Raw genomic sequence first — 18,779 nt, 5'->3', positions numbered from 1 at the left:
GTCGAGTCGGTCTGATTGGATCAGTCCTTGCCTTTGCCGCCTACACCGTCGGCGACCGGGCGATGAGCCACAGCAAATACACGCCGCCGATCAGCGCGGTCGCCAGGCCGACGGGCACGTCGACGCCCACGGGCACGCGCATCGAGGCGACGTCGGCGGCCGTGAGCATCGTTGAGCCCATGAGCGCCGACGTGAAAATGTGGAGGCGCCCGCTGCGGGTCAGCCTTGCCACGGCCTGCGGCGCGGCCAGAGCGACGAAGGCGATGGGGCCGGTGGCCGCCACCGCGGTCGACGTCAGGGCAACCGCGGCGAGCATTGCGGCGACCCTCAGGCGCTCGGGCCGGATCCCCGCCTGCGTCGCCTGGTCGTCGCCCATCTCCAATATGTCGAGGCGCCGCGACATTCCGCACAGCGCAGGCACAAGGAGGACGACGGCGACGGCTACGACAAGCGCCTGCTCCCATGTGCGTGCGTTGAGCGAGCCGGACAGCCACATCGACGCGAGGGCGGTTTGCTCGGCGTCGCCGTAGGCGAGCAGGAGCGAGTTGACGGCCGTCAAGAAAGAACTGACGCCGATGCCCACGAGAACCAGTTGGTATCCGGTGCTGTGCCCGGCGCGCCGCGCGAGCAGGTAAACGGCCGTCGCGGTCGCCATTCCGCCGCAAGTCGCCGCAAACGCCGTTTCTCGGGCTTCGCCTGCGAGCACCGCCACGCTGACGATGCCTCCCGTTGCGGCCCCCGTGGTGAAGCCGATGACGTCGGGTGAGCCCAAAGGGTTGCGAGAGACCGATTGGAAAACCGCGCCGGCCGCCCCGAGTGCGGCTCCTACTGCCAAGGCGGCGACGAATCTGGGGAGGCGGACGGTCTCGACGATGCGCACAGTCTGTTCGTCGCCGGAGTGTCCGAGAAGGGCCTTGACGATTTCCTCGACCCCGATGGGCGTGCTGCCCGTGCCGATGTGCACGAGGCCGACGGCCGCGAGAAGCGCCGCGGCCGCCGCGCCGACGACGAGGGCACTCCTCGTCGCCTCCAGGCGAACGGGGCCCGCCGCGATCCTGATTTTGCCCCGGGCTTTCCTTCCTCCGCGCGGAATAGGCGCGTGCCTGACTTTCCCGCTCACGTCCGCCTCCTTCCCGATCAGGTCCGTTCCTTTTCCGCTCACATCCGCCCCTTCTCCGTTCACGTCCGCCCCTTTCCCGCTCACAGGCCCAACACCTTGCCGCGCCGAACGAGCCAGACGAAGAAGGGCGCTCCGATGATGCTCGTCATCGCACCCACCCCGACTTCCCCTGGATAGACGACGATCCGCCCCAGCGTGTCCGAGGCCAGCGTCGCCGTTGCGCCGAGAAGCGCCGAGAAAGGGAGAAGGCGCCGGTGGTCCGTTCCCGCCAGCGCCCGCGCCGCATGCGGGCAGGCCATCCCGACGAAGACGACGGGGCCCGCAGCTGCCGTCGCGCCTCCCGCGAGCACGATGATCGCGAGGTTCGTCAAAGCCGACGTGGTGCGGGGCTTGACGCCCAGCGCCTTCGACATGTCCGCGCCCAGCGTCGCCGCATTGAGCGAGGGCGCCAGCGCGAAGGAAGCTGCCGCCCCCGCGGCCAGGCAGGCGATGAGGACGGGGAGGTTGTCCCAGCCGCGTCCCGCCAGCGATCCGAGCGCCCAATTCCTGTAGATCTGCTGCACCCAGGCAGGCTGGGCCAGGAGCAGAATCGTGTTGAGCGCCCACAGCACGATCGACAGGGCGGCGCCCGCGAGGATGAGGCGCGTCGGGTTGGTTCCGGCCGTCTCGGCGCGCCCCAGCCTGTGAACCAGGGCCCCGGTCAGCGCGGCGCCGATGAAAGCGAACCAGACGTAGACGGCCACGTGCGAAGCGCTCGTGAAGAACAGGCCGACGATCACCCCGGAGGCCGCGCCCTGGCTGATGCCGAGCGTTCCCGGCTCGGCCAGAGGGTTGCGCGTCAGCGATTGCGCGAGCGCCCCGGCCAGGCCCAGGCATGCGCCGGCCATGATTGCCGTGAATGTGCGCGGAAGCCTCAGTTCGCGCACCACCAAGTGGGCGTCGTTCTTCGGATCGAAGTCGAAAAGCGCGTCCCAGACCTCGTGCAGCGGCACGAGCCGCGAGCCTGTCGCGATGCTCGCGGCCGCAAGCGCGACGAGCAGGCCGGTCGACAGCGCCGCCCAAGGCAGCAGGCCGAAGGCTCGAACGCCTCGGGGCCTGCCTACGCGGAGGCCGTCGGATTCGCGTGCGCCCGGCGGGTTCGGCCCGCCTTCGGGGCCGACGGCGGATTTGCCTTCTCCGCCGGCCCCGAAGGCCTCGGCCACAGCGCGCCCGTCAGCCACCGAGTCGCTTGACGACGGCGTCGATCATTTGCTTGCCGGAGTAATAGTCGATCCTGAACGACGTGGGGCCGAGCCCGTAGACCTGCTTTGATTTGACCGCCGGCATGTTGGCGACCACCGGGTCGGCCAGGAAGGAGGACTCGGTCTTCTGGTCTCCCGTCAAAAGGAAGACGGTCTGGGGATTGACGGCTTTCGTCAGGTTCTCATGAGTGACAAAGGAAAAGTCGCCGCGCTTGTCCTTCCTCGCTTCGAGGTCGGCGGGCGCCTCGACGATCCTGAAGCCGAGCTTTTCCAAAAGCCTGCTTTGCGGCCCGCTCTTCTTGGCCACGCCCTGCTCCTTGCCCGGCCCGTTGTAGGAAACGACAGCGGCGTTGCCCTCGGGCGCCTTGATCTTTTTGGCGGCGTCGGCGACGTACTTGTCGAAGTCCGCGGTCGCTTTCTTGGCGTTGGCCTCCTGGCCGGTGGCCTCCCCGAGTTGCTTCGACAGCTCTTGCCACGTTTGCTTCGAATAGTCGACGACGATCGTCGGGTACTGGGCGGCTATCTCCTTGTAATGGTCGATGGCGCTGTCCGCTCCCGAGCTCGCGATGACCACGAGGTCGGGATTGGCCGCAATGAGCGCCTCCTTGTCGAATTTGAGATTGGGGTAGAGGACGTCGACGCCTTTTTTCTTGGCGATGGAGGACCACTGGGAGAAGAAGCCTTTGTCGTCGGTTATGTTCGACGGGGTCGTGGCGGCCGAGGCCTTGACCGGAGCGTCGATCGCCAGAAGGGTCCCCGTGAGGGTCACCGACGTCGACACGATTCTCTTCGGTTTGCTTTTGAGCGTCAGCTCTCCTTTTTCGTGCTTGATTTTCCGAGGCCAGGTCCCCGATTCCGCTCCCGAGGAGTTCGATGCCCCGTCCGACGACGTCGCGTCTTTCGAGTCCGAGGAGCACGCTGACAAGAACGTCGTCAGCGTGAGAAGAAGCGCTGCAAGAACGCGCGAGAGGCGAGATGTCATACTTCTCTCCCTGTGATGCCGAGTGCCGTTTCCGGCGCGATGAAAGATAGGTAAAGTCAGGGTAGCAGTACCTTACTCACGAGGGAAAGGGGTGCGTGGCCCATGTGCTGAAGCACCCACTGTGTGGAAACGCTCGGCGTCGGCCGCGCCTGGCGCCCGGGCGGCGAGACGGGCCTCGGCGAATTCGCCGCAACGGCCCCGCCGGGGCCGAAGGCAGGCCGCTACTTGGCGTTGCTCGCCTTGTCCCGCTTGGACTTCTTCTTGTGGCGCGGCTCCTTGCCCGTGACGTACCGGATCACGGCGTCGGCGACCTTGTCGACGACGCGCGGGTCGAACACGCCGGGGATGATGTAGTTGGCGTTGCGTTCCTCGTCGCTGACGACGTCTGCCACGGCGATGGCGGCCTGGCGCAGCATCTCGTCGTCGATCTTCGATGCGCCGGCGTCGAGCATTCCCCGGAAGAGGCCGGGGAAGACGAGGACGTTGTTGATCTGATTGGGAAAGTCGGAGCGGCCGGTGGCGACGATGGCGGCGTGGCGGCCCGCGGCGATGGGGTCGACTTCCGGCGTCGGGTTGGCCATGGCGAAGACGATCGCGTCGTCGGCCATCGTGGCGATGTCGTCCCCGGTGAGAATGTTGCCGGAAGAGACGCCGATGAGCACGTCCGCGCCGGCGAGCGCCTCCTTGAGCGATCCTTGGAAGCCGCGGGGGTTGGTGTTCTGCGCCAGCCAATTGCGGTGGGGGTTGGTCTCTTCGCGGAAGGGGCCGAGGGCTCCGTTGCGGCCGCAGCCGATGACGTCGGTCGCCCCGTGGAGCATGAGGAGGCGGATGATCGCCGAGCCGGCGGCGCCCACGCCGGAGACGACGATCCGTGCGTCTTCGATGCGCTTGCCGACGAGCTTGAGGGCGTTGATGAGCGCCGAGAGGGTGACGATTGCGGTTCCGTGCTGATCGTCGTGGAACACCGGGATGTCGAGCTCTTCGCGCAGGCGCTCCTCGATTTCGAAACACCGGGGCGCCGAGATGTCTTCCAGGTTGATCCCGCCGTAGACCGGGGCGATGGCCTTGACGATGGAGATGATCTCCTCGGTGTCCTTGGTGTCGAGGCACACGGGCCATGCGTCGACGTCGCCGAATCGCTTGAACAGGGCCGCCTTGCCCTCCATGACGGGCAGGGCCGCCTCGGGGCCGATGTCGCCGAGGCCGAGGACGGCGGTTCCGTCGGTGACCACCGCGACGGCGTTGCCCTTGACAGTCAGGCGCCGCGCCTCGGCGGTGTTCTTGTGGATCGCCTTGCACACGCGCGCGACGCCGGGCGTATAGACGCGGGCGAGGTCCTGCCGGGTGCGAAGGGGATTCTTCAGCTCCACCGAGATCTTGCCGTCGATGTGCGCCTGCATTGTGGCGTCGGAGACCTCTTCGACGACGGTTCCGACCATCATCTCGATGTTGCCCCGAACCTCCTGGACGTGGGCGGTGTTGACGCAGTCGCAGGTGACCGAGACGATCAGATGCTTCTCCAGCGACTCGACCGTGTCGATTCCGGTCACGAGGCCTCCGGCGTCCGCGACCGCCTCGACGAGGTGTTGCGTCGCCCGCGGGTGGGCGGGAACGCTCACGCGAAGGGTAACGGTGTAGCTGGGACTCGGCATTGCCATAGGAACCGCCTTCATTCAGGACGCCTGCACCGCTCTTTGGCACCCCCGCGCTTCCTTGGGACAACCCGCACTGCGACGTCGGAAAACAAACGCCTCTATGATAATGCCTTGTGCGGCAAACCGCACCGCGAGGCTCTTCGCCCCGGTGGTTGCCGGTGTTGCCTTGGCGGTTGCCTGTCTAGCTTCGGTGGTCGTCGGCGTCGCCCCGGTGGTCGTCGGCGTCGCGATCACGCTCCCAGCCTTTCCGGCTGCGGTCCATGTTCGCCCCGTCGGTTGCCGGTGTCGCCCGTCGGTTGCCGATATCGCCCGGTGGCTGCCTGCGTCGTCTTCGATGATCGCCGGTGCGCAAACCTTTGCCGTGCGGCATGCTCAGCTTTTCAACGATCCTGGTGTTCCAGTGTTGTCACATCGACACGTTCGGCCCTCTTCGCCCGAAAACGATTGCCGTTTAAGCCGTCCGTTTTCAGACGAAATGACGCGATGTTCACAGGCGAGCGGATTAGACTCGGGCCATGTACGACGCGATGTTCAGCCTGCCGGGGCACACAATGATCGAGCACTCGCTTTCGGTTCCGCTCGATCGCTTCGGGGCCTTGTCCCGTTTTGCCGCGGACGAAGCGGCGGCAATCCCGGAGAAGATCGAGCTTTTCGCACGCGAATACGTGAGGCACGGCAACGAGAAACTGCCGCGGCTCGTCTATTTTCAGGGAGGGCCGGGATTCGGCGGCCCCAGAATGGCGCCGATCGGTTCGTGGCTCGACACCGCGCTCAACCACTACCGCGTGGTCCTTCTCGACGAGCGAGGCACCGGCCGCTCGCATCCCATCGAGGCGCAGGCCGTTTCCGCCGTCGGGCCGACCCCCGTGCAAGCCGCCTTCATTTCCTGTTTCCGCCAGGATTCCATAGCCGCCGACGCCGAGGACCTCCGCCTCGCCTTCGGGGGCGACCCTTGGTCGGTGCTCGGCCAGAGCTTCGGAGGCTTCGTCGTCACCGCCTGCCTTTCCCAAGCGCCGCAAGGCCTGTCCGAAGCTTTCATCACCGCCGGGCTTCCATCGGTCGAAGGGTGCGCCGACGACGTCTACCGGCTGACCTACGCCCAAACCGACGTGCGCAACCGCGAGTTTTTCGCCCGCTATCCCGGCGACGAGTCGGTCGCGTGGAGCGTGGCCAAGCACCTGGCCGACGTCGAGGAGCGCCTGCCGACCGGCGAGCGGCTCACGCCCGGCCGATTCCGCCAGATTGGCATCTGCCTCGGCCGCTCCTACGGGCTGGAGCAGCTGCATTTCCTGCTCGAGGACCCGTTTTGGACCGTGCGGGGAGCGCGCCGGCTGCGCCCACAGTTTCTCGATCGGATAGGGGCGCAGGTCTCGCTCGCGCCCGCGCCGCTGTACGGCGTGATGCACGAGGCGATCTACGCCCAGGCCTCCACCGGCGCCACGGCTTGGAGCGCCGACCGCATCCGCGGCGAGTTCCCGCAATTTCGCCTGCCCGACGTCGCCGCCGGGGCCGCAGCCGAATCGGAGCTAGAGGCCGAGGGCCGCGGCTTCCGCTTCACCGGCGAGCACATGTATCCCTGGCAGATGCGCGAGGATCCGGCGCTCGCGCCCATCGCCGACGCGGCCGACGCCCTGGCCGCCGACCCCTCGCTGCGTCGACTCTACGACACCGAGGCTCTCGCGGCGAACGGGGCCGCCGCGGAGCGCGGGGTTCGAGCCGGGCGCGGGGGCTCTGCGGCGCACGAGGCCGCCGTGGGACGCGACGCAACCGCTGCGAGAAGGGTTCCCGCGGCTGCCTGGGTATACAAACGGGACATGTTCGTGCCCTACTCGATCTCGATGGAGACGGCGCGCCTTGCCGGCTTCCGCACGCTGGTTTCCGACACGTTCCACCACGACGGCCTCCACTCGGGCGGCCCGCAGATGATCCTCAAGCTCATCGAGGCGGTGCGGGGGTAAGGGGCTCAGAGTCCGCCAGCCAGTTCGGCGACGGCGGCGATTCTGCGGGGATTGCCTGCGCGGCTGCGGAGCCTGCCAAGAAAGACACCTGCGCACTATTTTTCGGCAAGAAAACTATCTTTACGTGTAAAACTGGCAAATAGCTATTGTTGCACATCATTAATTCCAAAAATGGTTATTATATATAATAATGCTATCTTCTGTGTTTTAACATTTCTTTATTGCAATATGTTTTCAAAGCGACTACAATCATAACCTATGAGCATAGGAACATGGATTGGAACAGTAATAGCGTTAGTCGCTGCTGCCGCTAGTGCTTGGCAAGCGTGGGAAGCTCGAAAGGCGCGAAAAGAGGCAAAGGAGTCTGAAAATCGAGCTTTAGAAGCTGCCGAAAATGCGTCATTGGCGGCGACGCGTTCAGCCGATGCGACTGAGAAGATCGCCGAGCTTGCGCAGCGAGATGAGGAGAGGAAAACGAAAAAGGAGCCGCCTTGGCGTATCGAGTATCAAAGCGGATCTAGGTACGCCCTTAAGAACTTGTCGGGAGAGCGGATGGATAGTGTGGACATCAGCATGAAACAGAAGGACGATCTCACGGCATCGGAATTCCCAACACCGATTGATGGATCTTCTCAGAAGTCTTTTATATACACCCGCAGCGCAGCCAGCGCTGATCGGAGCTTGACCGTCACATGGGTATGGCCGGATGGGACACCTGATTCATGGACAGGTGAAATTCCGGCGTCTTAAGATGCAGATCTATTGCGTGTCAAAACTCCAAGATTCTCACCCTTGGCCGGATTGGAACTCTGACTTCGCAAGTGCTGCGTGGTCATTTAAAGCCAACCAGCTCGTTAAAGCCGTCCAACTGGGCATATCGGACGCTTCGTCACCGGACAAACGTTTGGGTCGAAAGTGTGCGAGATGCCCAATTTCTGCCATTCCTTAAAATAGATCTGGTTTGGTCCCCACGCGGGGTCTAGGACTCTCCCTAAGACGACGGCGACCACGTATGCAGCCCCTGCGGCATGAAGGTCACTTGCGGCAGAGAAGACTGCGGCACCGGTGACCCATGAGTCGTCGAAAAGAAGAATTCTCTGCCCCTGGATGTCCGACCGCACTTGAAAGTCTCCGATTGCAGGTTGTCTTCTCTTCCCGGTACCGGATCCGACGTACTGAATGTCGAGTTGAGGGAGCCCGCGATGGAAAGTGCTTGCGAGCATCCGCAGTAGCTCTTTTGACCGTCCCTGGGTGGAAGGAATTATTCCCAGCGCGTCGATCGGACCATAGACGTACTCGAGGCAGGGAATGTGACGTGAGCCGAAGAATGTAAGGATCGCCAGACGTTGGAAAGCTTGTGTCTGTTTTGTAGGTTGCCTTTTGTAACTGACGAGATCTCGGTAAAATTGTTCGTCTTTCGGTGCGAATGCGAGTGGAACAACCCCTTCGACGATAGATCTGTATGTGGTGGCCTGTTTACAGCGAAAACAGTAAGAGTATTTCGAATCTACTGGGGCCGAGCACAACCCGCACAGATGAACCATTGAGACGAGGGTTCCTTCCTCGATATCCTTGCGGACATTGCGCGTTGTAAATGCGATGCGCCGAAGAAGGCCTTGCTTGACGTCAGATAAGCGCGAGCTGGACATCGTGGAAAAATTCAGATGGCAATGTCAGCGCGGTGTTGAGGCAATCTATGACGTCGTCGGGAGTGTGCGCAACGCTCACGCTCGCGAGAGGATCAGCAGCTAAGGCTCGCCCCCACGTGGTCGACTCGACGACTTGAGGGCAAAGAACAACTGGCCGTCCATGTTTCAGGGCGGCTTGGACTTGGTGCCGAGTTCCTGATTTCTCACCGGCTGAAACGACGATCGTGCCAAGGGCATAGGCGGACATCGTCGCGTTACGCATGGGAAAAGAGTGGCGCTTGATCGGTGTTCCCGGTGCGAATTGTGAGAGGACCAAGCCGCCAGAAGCAACGATATCGCGATGAAGATCAGCATTGTGGCGCGGATAAGCTTGTTCGAGACCCGTCCCGACAACGGCGACTGTTCTGCCTCCACACTCGAGGGCAGCCTGGTGGGCGGCTGTGTCAATTCCCGCGGCCAAACCGGAAATAACGCTGTAGCCGGATTGGACCACAGCGAAAGCGATGTCCCGAGCCTGGGCGAGCTCTTGCAGCGACGCCGCGCGCGAGCCGACGACTGCGAAGCCAGATTCTTTCCCGAACGCGGGAAGGGTTCCTTGAGTAAAAATAACGGGAGGGTAATCGTAGACGTCAAGTAGCTGGACGGGATAGTTCGATGAGAGGCAGGTGAGAACCTGCATGTCCAACGACTCCCATTTCGCCGCGCGTTTCTCAGCGGCTGCCAACTCAGTTTCGACTTCGCCGGGGGCCGTTGCTCCTATCCCCGACAAGGCATCTTTGAGGGCCGACAAGGCGTCGTCGGCGTTGTCGAGTGCGGCGCGAATTTTGGCTGGAGTCAAACCTGTGATTCCATACGCGAGGGCAAGGACTGCGAGCTCGTCGTTGATCATGCTGTTGCTCCTTTCGCCGGGTGGAGGACGGTGTCTGCTTTTGATTCTACCGACAAGCGGCGCTCAAGAGACAGAGGCAAGGCGAGCGGCTGCCACCGTCAGGCGGATCGCCCCGAGTTGGGTGCGCGTATCGTTTCAGTCGGAACCAGGGCGTTTCCCACAGGTCAATAGCTTTCGAGCTGGTAGAATTCCTCTGCGATCCGGCTTACCACGGATCGCAATGCGTGGTGGTCGCTACGGCGTTGAAGCGACTTAAGACGATGGAGGCAGCATCATGACCGAAGGTCAATACAATTCTTCCCCCTACGGTGCCTGGGAGGCTGCCGGAGGCTTTCCGGCGGTGGGCGGCGCCGGCGCGTTCAGGCAAGCCCCGGCACCGGGGCAAACCGGCGAGTTCAACCAAGCAGGCATTCCCCCGCAAGAGCTCGGAGCTGCGGATTCGGGGTCCCGCCAGACGGCGAAGCGCTGGGCCGCGCGCGGCGGACTCGTGGCGTTGGGATTGCTATTCGGGTATGGAATTCATTCCCAGGGCGACGTCACCGATTCGCCGCAGTTCCGGCAGCTCCAAACCCGTTCGGCGGCCGTTGAGAAGGATCTGAACTCGGCCCGGCAAGAGTTGAAAGATCTTCGCAATGAAAAATCGACGTTGGAGCAGGAGGTTGAGGCGCAGAAATCCGACTCGAAGCGCATTTCCGAGCTCTCGACGCAGATTTCGACCCTGACGAGCGAGCGGGACTCTTGCAAGTCTCAGTTGGACAATGCGAAGCAGGCGTCCCAGAATTCCCAGCGGTCGTCCGCGGTGACGCAGACTCTCGGCGGTTCGGGGACGGCAGGCGATTCTGGGGCCTCGAGCGGCGGCGCGGGAGCATCGGGCGCCTCGGGTGCGTCCGGCGGCTCCGATTCGTCTGGCGGATCCGGGTACGGGACGGGCCGCTCGTCGGGCGGGTCGGCGTATTACCCGAACTGCGCAGCGGCGCGGGCCGCGGGGGCGGCGCCCCTTTACAGAGGCCAACCCGGGTATCGGCCGGGTTTGGATAGGGACAACGACGGCGTCGCCTGCGAGCGCAGATAAGGGCGCGACTGGAGACAACGACAGCCGATAGAACTGAAGAGAACCAAAAGGCCAGCGGCGGCGGATGAGTTCGCGACTCAACCGCCGCCGCTGGCCTCGCTTTTCGCCTAGGCGGACGCGCCCGTGCGAGGGACAGGCCTGCACGCGTCTGGCGCGGACGACACATGTTTGAGGCCGTCCGCGCCCTAGGCCGGCCCGCCGTCGGGCAGCGTCCGACATGCCGCGGGGCAAGCGCAGCGTGCCGTCAGGCGACGCCGCACCCGCCCCGCAACGAGGCGTTGCTCAGCAGCACTCAGCCAAGGCCGCCCTTTGCTTGCTCGCGTACGACGGCCACGGTGTCCTTGCCCGTGCCGGTCCAGTCGCCCACGACGAGCTTGTCACTGGCCCGCCCGTAGGTGAAGGACGTGTCTGCGTCGCCTCCGGAGAGGGCGTTCTTCACGAACAGGGTCGCACCGCGTCGGACGGCCACGGTGTCCTTGCCGTCGCCGTTCCAGTCGCCGACGTATGCGACGTCGTCGTTGCGCCCGTAGGCGAAGGTGCGATCGGCCTCGCCGCCCGTCAGGGTGTCTCGAAGGAGGTTGGTGTACCCGCGGCGGACGCCGAGGGTGGCCTTGCCGTCGCCGTCCCAGTCGCCCGCGAGGCCGTAATCCTCAGCCTTGCCGTAGGGAACGGCGGCGTCGGCCGCGCCCGAGGCGGTGGCGTTGTACTTGATCGAGAAGACGTTGCCGTTCTTGACGGCGATGTCGTCCTTCTTGTCGCCGTTGAAGTCGGCCACGAGCACCTGACCCGATCCCGTTCCGGGGAAGGTCGCAGTGGTGGTCTTCGCGTCAGACCGGTTGGAATCGTAGAAGGTGTAGTTCTCGCCGTTGCGGATCGCGACGGTCGAAACGCCGTCGCCGTCCCAGTCACCCGCGATGACCTCGCCGCCCGCAGGGATCTTCATGCCGAGCTTCGCGATGGAGGCCGGGAACTGATCTGCGAAGTAGAGGTTGCAGGCATCATCGGCCAAGCAGAGATCCGCGATCGGCTTCTGGCTGTTGTCAGCCGGAGGCTTGGGCGAGGGATCCGGTGTCGGAGTCGGCGAAGGGGCCGGGTCGGTCGGGCTCGGTGTCGGCGAGGGCGACGGATTGGTGGGGCTGGGCGCCGGGTCGGTTGGGCTCGGCGTTGGCTTGGTGGGGCTTGGCGAGGGGTCCGGTGTCGGTGTCGGCGAGGGCGACGGGTCGGTCGGGCTGGGTGCCGGGTCGCTGGGCGAGGGGTCCGGTGTCGGTGTCGGCGAGGGCGACGGGTCGGTCGGGCTGGGCGCCGGGTCCGTCGGGCTGGGTGCCGGGTCGCTGGGCGAGGGGTCCGGTGTCGGTGTCGGCGAGGGCGACGGGTCGGTCGGGCTGGGCGCTGGGTCCGTGGGGCTCGGCGTCGGCGTAGGCGTAGGCGAAGGGGCGGCCGTTTCGTTGATTTCGAAATTGAAGGGGTCGAGCTCCGTTCCCTCCTTGTAGAAGTTCGCAAAGCCCTGGGCGCCCTTCGCGGTCAAGACGACCTTGGGAGCCTTCACGGTGAGTTTCTTTTCGCCGTCGTGCTGAATCGTGATGTTGCTCAGCTTGGCGAACTCGATCTGACCGTAGTCGGTGACGTCGGCAGCGCCCATCGCCTTGCTCTTGACGTTGAGGAGCAAATCGGCGGTGTCCGGGCCGGTGAATTTCACGACCGGGTTGGCGATCGTGATGTCGAGCTGGCCGTCGTGCCCGGTGAAGTGCACACCGCCCTTGAATGTGATCGTTCCGGGGGTTTCGGCGGTGATCGACTGTCCGTCGTCCACCGGGAAGTTGAATTCCCCGGTCGCGCCGTCGAGAAGCTCCCAGCTTCCGTGTGCCGGACCGGTCTTGATGTAGCTGCGGAAACTCTGACGCAGGCCCCATTCCGCCGAACCTGTGAGCTGGGCGGGCTTGGCTGGCTCGAGTCGCGAGATGCTTCCCGGCGCAGACTCGTGAGCCGCGAAGGCCGACGCGCTGAACAGGGGCGCGGCGGCCAGTGCGGCGGCCGCGGTGAGAACTGTTGCGGTGGCGAGCGAGCGACGAGTCCGCCGAGGAACGCGATTGTTGTGCATTGATGTTCCTTCGGTTATTCGGTTGTTTTAAGTGTGCGAGAGCGGTGACAAGAATGTCGGTTGCGATACTCTTCGCATCTGGAGCTTACATGAGTGTAGATCCGTTCACCAGGGTCTCTTTTTCACTTGAATCTTGCGGTCAACTTAGAGAAGTTCATTCTTGTTATTTGCTATTTTACGGTCGCGTAATGGCGTGCGTGCTTCTGACGAAGCCGCCTCTGAGCGTTTTACTCGTTCCGTGACTGTTTGTGTTTCGGGTCTGAAGATGTGACGAACTGTGCTTAAGTGCTTAAAACTGATCAAAAATCTCGACCTTTCTTTTTAGAGGTCTTGCGTTAACGTCTGAAAAGAGTTATGGACTGCCGAACAAAAAAGTGTATATACGGTTTTTGATGTCGTGAGCGCAAGGTCTTCACTAGATAAATGAATGTAGTGATGCCTGAATTTGGCGGCAACTGGATGTGGCAGGAACGAAGCTGCCGCAATGTCCGTGTAGGATTGCGGTGCGTTCACGTCTGACGCACGAAGGCATAAAGGAATACATGAACACCACGTCTGTCCCGACGCCCGTACGGGCGAATCCGGTGGTGCATCTCGGCTTGCCCAGACTGAGGGCGAGCGGTGCGGCCCCAGCGGACCGCCCGCGCGTGCCGGAGCTCATCGATCGTTTCGGACGCGTCGCGCGCGATCTGCGGGTCTCGCTCACCGACAAATGCAATCTTCGCTGTACGTACTGCATGCCCCCCGAGGGGGTGCAGCCCGCTCCCGGCGAGCGCATTCTGACCGACGCCGAGGTGGTGCGGCTCGTGCGCATCGCCGTCGAGAGGCTCGGTGTGCGCGAGGTGAGGTTCACCGGCGGCGAACCTCTGCTGCGAAAGGGGCTGGAGGAGATTGTGGCGGCGACGTCGTCCCTTTGCACCGACGTCGGGACGCCCGTTGAAACCTCGCTGACGACGAACGCCCTCGGCCTGCGCCACCGCGCGCGCGGGCTGAAAGAGGCGGGCTTGACGAGGGTCAACGTTTCCATGGATTCCGCGGATCGGGAGACTTACGCCGCCCTCACACGCAGAGACCGCTTCGACGACGCCGTCGCCGGCGCCCGTGCCGCGGCGGAGGCGGGCCTGCTCCCCGTGAAGGTCAACGCGGTGCTCGTCAGGGGAGTCAACGACGCGCAGGCCGTCAGGCTGGTGGCGGAAGCGCTCGCAAGCGGCTACGAACTGCGTTTCATCGAACAGATGCCGCTTGGGCCCAGCGGGCAGTGGACGCGTTCCGGGATGGTTGCGGCCGAGGAGATCCTGAGCAGGTTGGAAGGCGCTTTCGAGCTTGTGGCGCGGCCGGGGACGGAAAGGGGGAGCTCGCCCGCCGAACTGTGGGACGTCGCACCCGGCAAGGTCGACGGCGTCGAGCACCCCGGCGGGACGGTGGGCGTCATCGCGTCGATCACCCGCCCGTTTTGCGGGGACTGCGACCGCACGAGGCTGACCGCGGACGGCCAGGTTCGCTCCTGCCTTTTCGCTCGGGAGGAAACGGACCTTCGTTCGCTTCTGCGCGCGGGCGCCGATGACGATACAATCGCCGATGCTTGGCGTGCGGCCATGTGGGGCAAGCAGCCCGGACACGGCGTGGACGATCCGAGTTTTTTGCAGCCTTCGCGCACGATGAGCGCGATCGGAGGATGAAATGACAGTCAACTTGCGATACTTCGCCGCTGTGGCAGAGGCTGCCGGCGTGACCGAGGAAAGCGTCAGCCTGCCCGCGGGCGCAACCGTCGGGGATCTGCGTGCGGCCCTGATCGCCGCTCGGGGGGCCGGCTTCGCCAGGCAGCTCGCCGTCAGCGCGCTTCTGATCGACGGCGCCCACGCCGACGACGCCGCGCTTTTGCCTTCCGGCGCCGTCAGGGCGGACGTCCTCCCGCCGTTCGCCGGCGGATGAGCCGAGCCGTCTGCCTGGCGCGCTCACGGAATTTCGCAAACTGTTCGGCGGGGTCGATCCCGCTGCGCCGGGGGTTCCAGTCGTCCTGCTACGTGCTCAACGGCGAGGAATACCGGTCGATCCCGCCGCGCCCCGTCTACGTGGCCCATGGTCGATCCCGCCGCGCCGTCGACTAGGCTTGGCCGGACCGTTCCGCCGAGCCGCGGATTAAGCCTGGCCGGTCCACTCCGCCGAGCCGTCGGCGAATTCCTGCCGTTTCCATATGGGCAGGCGGAGCTTGACCCGCTCGATGACGGCCTCGAGGACGCGCAGCGCCTCTTTCCGGTGGGAGGCTGAAACCGCTGCGCCCAGCGCGATCTCGCCCACGCGCAGACCTCCTGTGCGGTGGAGCACCGCGATCTTGCACGCCCCGCTTCCGGCGGCGACGTCGGCGGCGATCTTTCGAACGACGTTTCCGGCTTCGGGGTGCGCCTCGTAATCGATGGACACCACCGGCCGGGCGTCGTCGTGATTGCGCACCTGCCCGCAGAACGTGACGATTGCGCCCGCGCTTGGATCGTCCACGGCGGCGGCGAGGGCCTCCATGTCGATGGGCTCGGCGGTGACGCCGGCGACGATCGCCTCGGCGTCGGAGCCGTCGCTGCGGCCTCGATTCTGAATGGCTATTGTGGCGGCCTTGTGCGGCGCGGGATGGTCGCCGTCCGCCAGCTGGTCGACGATGTGCCCCAGAAGGGGGCCGACGGCGGAGACGGCGTCGCGCACGCCGCCCGTCGATCCGGGCGCGTTGAGGATGAAAACCCTGTGCCCGTCCCCCTCGATGACGCCAGCCACCCCGCGGGAGAGGGCGGCGGTGGGAACTCGGGGATTGTCCCGCAGAAGGTCTTCGACGCCGATGAGCCTGCGCGCGAGCAGCGGCTCGGTCGCCTCCGGCGTGAGATCGCGGCTGGTGATTCCCGTGCCGCCCACGGTGAGGATGGCGTCCGCCCCCGAGTCAACCGCCTTGCGGATCGCCGCCTGCACCGATTCGACGCCGTCGCGCACCACCGCGGGCCCCTCGACTTCGCCGAAGTCGGCGAGAAGCCGGACGGCGAGCGGGCCGGAAACGTCCTTGCGTTGCCCGGAAAACGTGCGGTCGGAGACTGTTATGACGGCGATCCTCATGTGCCACGAGTTTAATCGATGCGTGCATTCCGCTTCGCATCGCGGATGTGGGCTGTGCTTGCTCGCGTCCTCTGCGACGCCCTTCGGCGCGACGCGCCGCTCTTCTTCATTACTTTGCGCAAGGCGATGCCCGATCGGCATCGGCGTGCCGCAACGCTGACTTGGCGTGCCGCAAGGTCGGCTCGCCGTGTCACAGGGTCGGCTCGCCGGCAGAGGCTCCGCGTGCTGCGAATATCGGCGTGCTGCGACGCTCGGCGGTACCATGGCGGTATGAGTCTTCGCCCCGCAGTCGAGCCTGAAAGTGTGCTCGACAATCGCCAGCGCACGCGGTACTCGCGCCAAATTCTCCTCCACGGTGAGGACGGCCAGGCCCGTTTGGCCGCGGCGCGCGTGCTGGTCGTCGGCGCGGGCGGGCTGGGGTCTCCCGCGCTTATGTACCTCGCCGCCGCCGGTGTGGGGACGATCGGGATCGTCGACGACGACGTCGTCGACCTGTCTAACCTTCATCGGCAGGTGATCCACGATTCGACTGCGATCGCAATGCCCAAAGCAGTTTCCGCCGCAATGAAAATTGAGGCGCTCAACCCCGACGTCGACGTGATCGTGTACCCCGAGCGGCTCACGGAGGAAAATGCCGCCCAGCTGATGTTCGGCTACGACGTGGTATTGGACGGAAGCGACAACTTCTTCACCCGCTACGCGGTGGACGCCGCATGCTCCGAATTGTCGATTCCCGAAGTGTGGGGGTCGATCCTTCGATACTCGGCGCAGATTTCGGTGTTTTGGACGGGCGGGCGCGCGCGGCAATTCGGCGTCAAGGAGCCCGGCGTGTGCCTGCGCGACCTCTTTCCGAGCCCGCCGCCCCCCGGGGCGACGTCGAGCTGCGGAGAGGCCGGCGTGATTGGAAGTTTGTGCGGCCAGGTCGGCTCGATCATGGCGGGCGAGGCCGTCAAGCTCATCACCGGCGTCGGCAAACCTCTTCTGGGAACCGTGCTGGCGCTAGACGCCCTGAACAACCGATATGAGACGATTTCCCTGGTTGGCAGGCCTGACAGGCCGGAGCCTCTGAAAGGAGAACGCTTGATGAATGCATGCGGCGTTCCGAGCCGCTCGGAACGAGGCGGGCTCGGGTCAGATGCATTTGGGTCAAATGGGCTTGGATCAAATGCGCCTGGATCGCACCTGGCCGAACCTGGCGCGCAGTGGCCGCGAGGGTCAGAGTTGGACGCGTCTGAAACCTTGGTGCCGGGCATGCCCGGAGCGAGCATGCCGAAGGTGCGTGAGCCCGAGTTTGATCCTTCCGAAACGCTGTTGCCGGGAGCGGACATGGCCTGGGCGAACGCGTCGAGGGAGCCTGAGCCCGAATTTGATCCGTCTGAGACGTGGGTTCCGGGCGCTGGTGCGCCGAGGGTGCGTGAGCCTGAATTTGATCCCTCCGAAACGTGGGTTCCCGGAGCGAGCATGCAGGGGGCCGGTCTGCCGGGGGTTGACCCCTCCGAGACGCTGGTGCCTGGAGCGGGTGCGTCAAAGGCGCCTAAGCCTGAGCTCGACGCTTCTGAAGGGTTGATTCCCCAGGCGGGTGAAACGGGGGCGTTTGTCTTCGAAACGAATGCACCGGAGGCGCGAGTTTCGGAGCAGGGCGACGCGGCAAAGGCGGCTGCGTCCGAATCGGGCCCGGCTAAATCGGGTTCGGCCGAATTGGGCTCGACCGAATCGCGTCCAGTCGAGTCAGGCGCGACGGGATCCCGCGCGCATGAACCGGGCGACGTCGATTCGAGCTCGCCTCAGGTGCGCGTCTCGGAGCCGAGCGTGCCTGGGCCAAGTGCGTCGAGGATGCCTGCGCCTGAGACGAACGCGTCGGAGGCGCGTGCTTCTGAACCGGGTGCGGCCCAATCCAGGTCTAGGAGGGCCCAATCCCGAGGTGCGATTCGGTCCGAATCGGATGCGGCTCGATCTAGGCAGGGTGCGGCCGAGTCTAAGCCGGGGACGGCTCAATCTAAGCCGAGTGCGGCCGTGCCCGAAGCAGATGCGCTTCAAACGAAACCGGGTGCGGCTCAGGCTGAACCAGGCGTGACTAGGCTGAGGCCACGTGCAGCTCAACCTGAATCAGGTGTAGCTCAACCTGAATCAGGTGTGGCTCAACCTGGGCCGGGCACGGTCACGCCAAAGCCGGATGCGGCTCGGCCCAATGGGCATGATGTGGATGTGCCGGAGGCGAACGTGAGGGAGGTGGCGGTCAGGCTCGCGCAGGGGGCGAAGATGCTTGATGTGCGCGAATCCCACGAGCGCGCGATTTGCGCGATCCGGCCGTCGACGCACATTCCGCTCGCCGACGTCTTGGCCGACCCGTCTGCTGCGGCGAAGAGGCTTCCCGAGGGGCCCGTCTACGTCTACTGTTTGGGCGGGGTCCGCTCGATGCAGGCGGCGAAGGCCCTCGCCGCCGAGGGCGTTGAGGTGATCAACGTTGCGGGAGGCCTGAAACAGTGGTGGCTTTACGTCGATCCGTCGATGCCGCGCTACTGACTTCCGGCTGCAACGGCCGCAGGATAACCAGATCCCGACGGCGCAACTTGCTGACTTGTTCAAGCAGGGGCGCTGACGCTCGCAGTCTGACAGTGCGGCTGCGGATAGCGCGCCTCAGCTGTTTGCCGGCAGTCCCGCCCGCGGCAGTGAACGTGGGACGGTCGTGGCTTCATGTCTGATGAATCGGCGCGTCCGCGAAGTGCCGGCAAGGGAAAACAGTGGATGTCTCCCTAGCTTAGTGCGTTGCCGATCGCCCAGGGGCGTCCGTGTCCAAATGGTGAGAGGGCTCGCGGTGGAGCGGCTTCCGAAGGCATGATTCTCATAGATGGAAAGGACGCTTAAACGAGACTACTCCAATGAATACGTAGGCGTTATTTGAAGAATGTTATATTGTAGCAATCTTGTTTAAGTTAGTCCCGCAGGTTGGCGAAACTTTGCTAAACAAAAGTCTTTCAAAAAAGGCATTGATTGCCGTTGGGGTGAGTGGTAGGTTGTTCTT

Annotated in this window: 13 protein-coding genes; 6 read left to right on the top strand and 7 right to left on the bottom strand. The window is 64.5% G+C overall.

Going from position 1 to position 18,779, the window contains the following annotated elements:
• Window positions 1–40: 40 nt before the first annotated feature.
• The 4 genes from A4H34_RS01765 to A4H34_RS01745 form a co-directional block, all read right to left on the bottom strand.
• Window positions 41–1,162: a FecCD family ABC transporter permease gene (locus A4H34_RS01765; RefSeq protein ID WP_231870913.1), complete on the bottom strand. Its 1,122-nt coding sequence runs from the start codon at window positions 1,160–1,162 to the stop codon at window positions 41–43.
• Between the two features lie 38 nt (window positions 1,163–1,200).
• A complete protein-coding gene (locus A4H34_RS01760; protein ID WP_156510209.1) occupies window positions 1,201–2,340 on the bottom strand; it encodes a FecCD family ABC transporter permease in 1,140 nt (379 codons plus the stop codon).
• Window positions 2,333–3,343: a Fe2+-enterobactin ABC transporter substrate-binding protein gene (gene fepB / locus A4H34_RS01755; protein ID WP_082902988.1), complete on the bottom strand. Its 1,011-nt coding sequence runs from the start codon at window positions 3,341–3,343 to the stop codon at window positions 2,333–2,335. Before fepB ends, A4H34_RS01760 begins: the two co-directional genes overlap by 8 nt.
• A gap of 221 nt (window positions 3,344–3,564) precedes the next feature.
• On the bottom strand, window positions 3,565–5,001 hold the full coding sequence (locus A4H34_RS01745) for an NAD-dependent malic enzyme (protein ID WP_197480391.1): 1,437 nt from the start codon (window positions 4,999–5,001) through the stop codon (window positions 3,565–3,567).
• 512 nt (window positions 5,002–5,513) lie between these two features.
• Between A4H34_RS01745 and A4H34_RS01740 the strand changes: the two genes are divergently transcribed.
• Together A4H34_RS01740 and A4H34_RS10815 are read left to right on the top strand one after the other, a co-directional pair.
• Complete coding sequence (locus tag A4H34_RS01740; RefSeq protein WP_064230869.1) at window positions 5,514–6,956, top strand: alpha/beta fold hydrolase; 1,443 nt, start codon at window positions 5,514–5,516, stop codon at window positions 6,954–6,956.
• Window positions 6,957–7,214: 258 nt separating this feature from the next.
• Complete coding sequence (locus A4H34_RS10815) at window positions 7,215–7,706, top strand: hypothetical protein (protein WP_156510208.1); 492 nt, start codon at window positions 7,215–7,217, stop codon at window positions 7,704–7,706.
• Window positions 7,707–8,582: 876 nt separating this feature from the next.
• On the opposite strand, the gene A4H34_RS01735 is transcribed toward A4H34_RS10815, so the two are convergent.
• A complete protein-coding gene (locus A4H34_RS01735; protein WP_064230868.1) occupies window positions 8,583–9,494 on the bottom strand; it encodes a DNA-processing protein DprA in 912 nt (303 codons plus the stop codon).
• 274 nt (window positions 9,495–9,768) lie between these two features.
• Here A4H34_RS01735 and A4H34_RS11325 point away from each other — a divergent pair, with 274 nt between their 5' ends.
• Window positions 9,769–10,566, top strand: a complete 798-nt coding sequence (locus A4H34_RS11325; RefSeq protein ID WP_082902987.1) for an excalibur calcium-binding domain-containing protein — start codon at window positions 9,769–9,771, stop codon at window positions 10,564–10,566.
• A gap of 292 nt (window positions 10,567–10,858) precedes the next feature.
• Here the strand turns inward: A4H34_RS11325 and A4H34_RS01725 are convergent, their stop codons facing one another.
• Entirely contained in the window at window positions 10,859–12,664 is a 1,806-nt protein-coding gene (locus A4H34_RS01725) for an HtaA domain-containing protein (RefSeq protein WP_064230867.1), read from the bottom strand.
• A 542-nt stretch (window positions 12,665–13,206) separates the two neighbouring features.
• On the opposite strand from A4H34_RS01725, the gene moaA reads away from it, so the two are divergent.
• The gene (gene moaA / locus A4H34_RS01720; protein ID WP_064230866.1) at window positions 13,207–14,343 is read left to right on the top strand and encodes a GTP 3',8-cyclase MoaA; all 1,137 of its coding nucleotides are present in this window, start codon (window positions 13,207–13,209) and stop codon (window positions 14,341–14,343) included.
• 1 nt (window position 14,344) lies between these two features.
• Entirely contained in the window at window positions 14,345–14,596 is a 252-nt protein-coding gene (locus tag A4H34_RS01715) for a MoaD/ThiS family protein (RefSeq protein WP_009198168.1), read from the top strand.
• Between the two features lie 207 nt (window positions 14,597–14,803).
• Here the strand turns inward: A4H34_RS01715 and A4H34_RS01710 are convergent, their stop codons facing one another.
• Window positions 14,804–15,757: a molybdenum cofactor biosynthesis protein MoaE gene (locus A4H34_RS01710; RefSeq protein WP_064230865.1), complete on the bottom strand. Its 954-nt coding sequence runs from the start codon at window positions 15,755–15,757 to the stop codon at window positions 14,804–14,806.
• A gap of 270 nt (window positions 15,758–16,027) precedes the next feature.
• Between A4H34_RS01710 and A4H34_RS01705 the strand changes: the two genes are divergently transcribed.
• Window positions 16,028–18,280 (top strand): ThiF family adenylyltransferase, encoded by a 2,253-nt coding sequence (locus A4H34_RS01705; protein ID WP_082902986.1) that lies wholly within the window; start codon window positions 16,028–16,030, stop codon window positions 18,278–18,280.
• The last annotated feature ends 499 nt before the right edge of the window (window positions 18,281–18,779 follow it).

Origin of the sequence: Peptidiphaga gingivicola, assembly GCF_001652275.1 — a bacterium.
In the GTDB taxonomy this organism is placed as follows: domain Bacteria; phylum Actinomycetota; class Actinomycetes; order Actinomycetales; family Actinomycetaceae; genus Peptidiphaga; species Peptidiphaga gingivicola.
The sequence above is the reverse complement of the archived record's forward strand: the minus strand, read 5'-3'. Positions and strand labels throughout refer to the sequence as shown.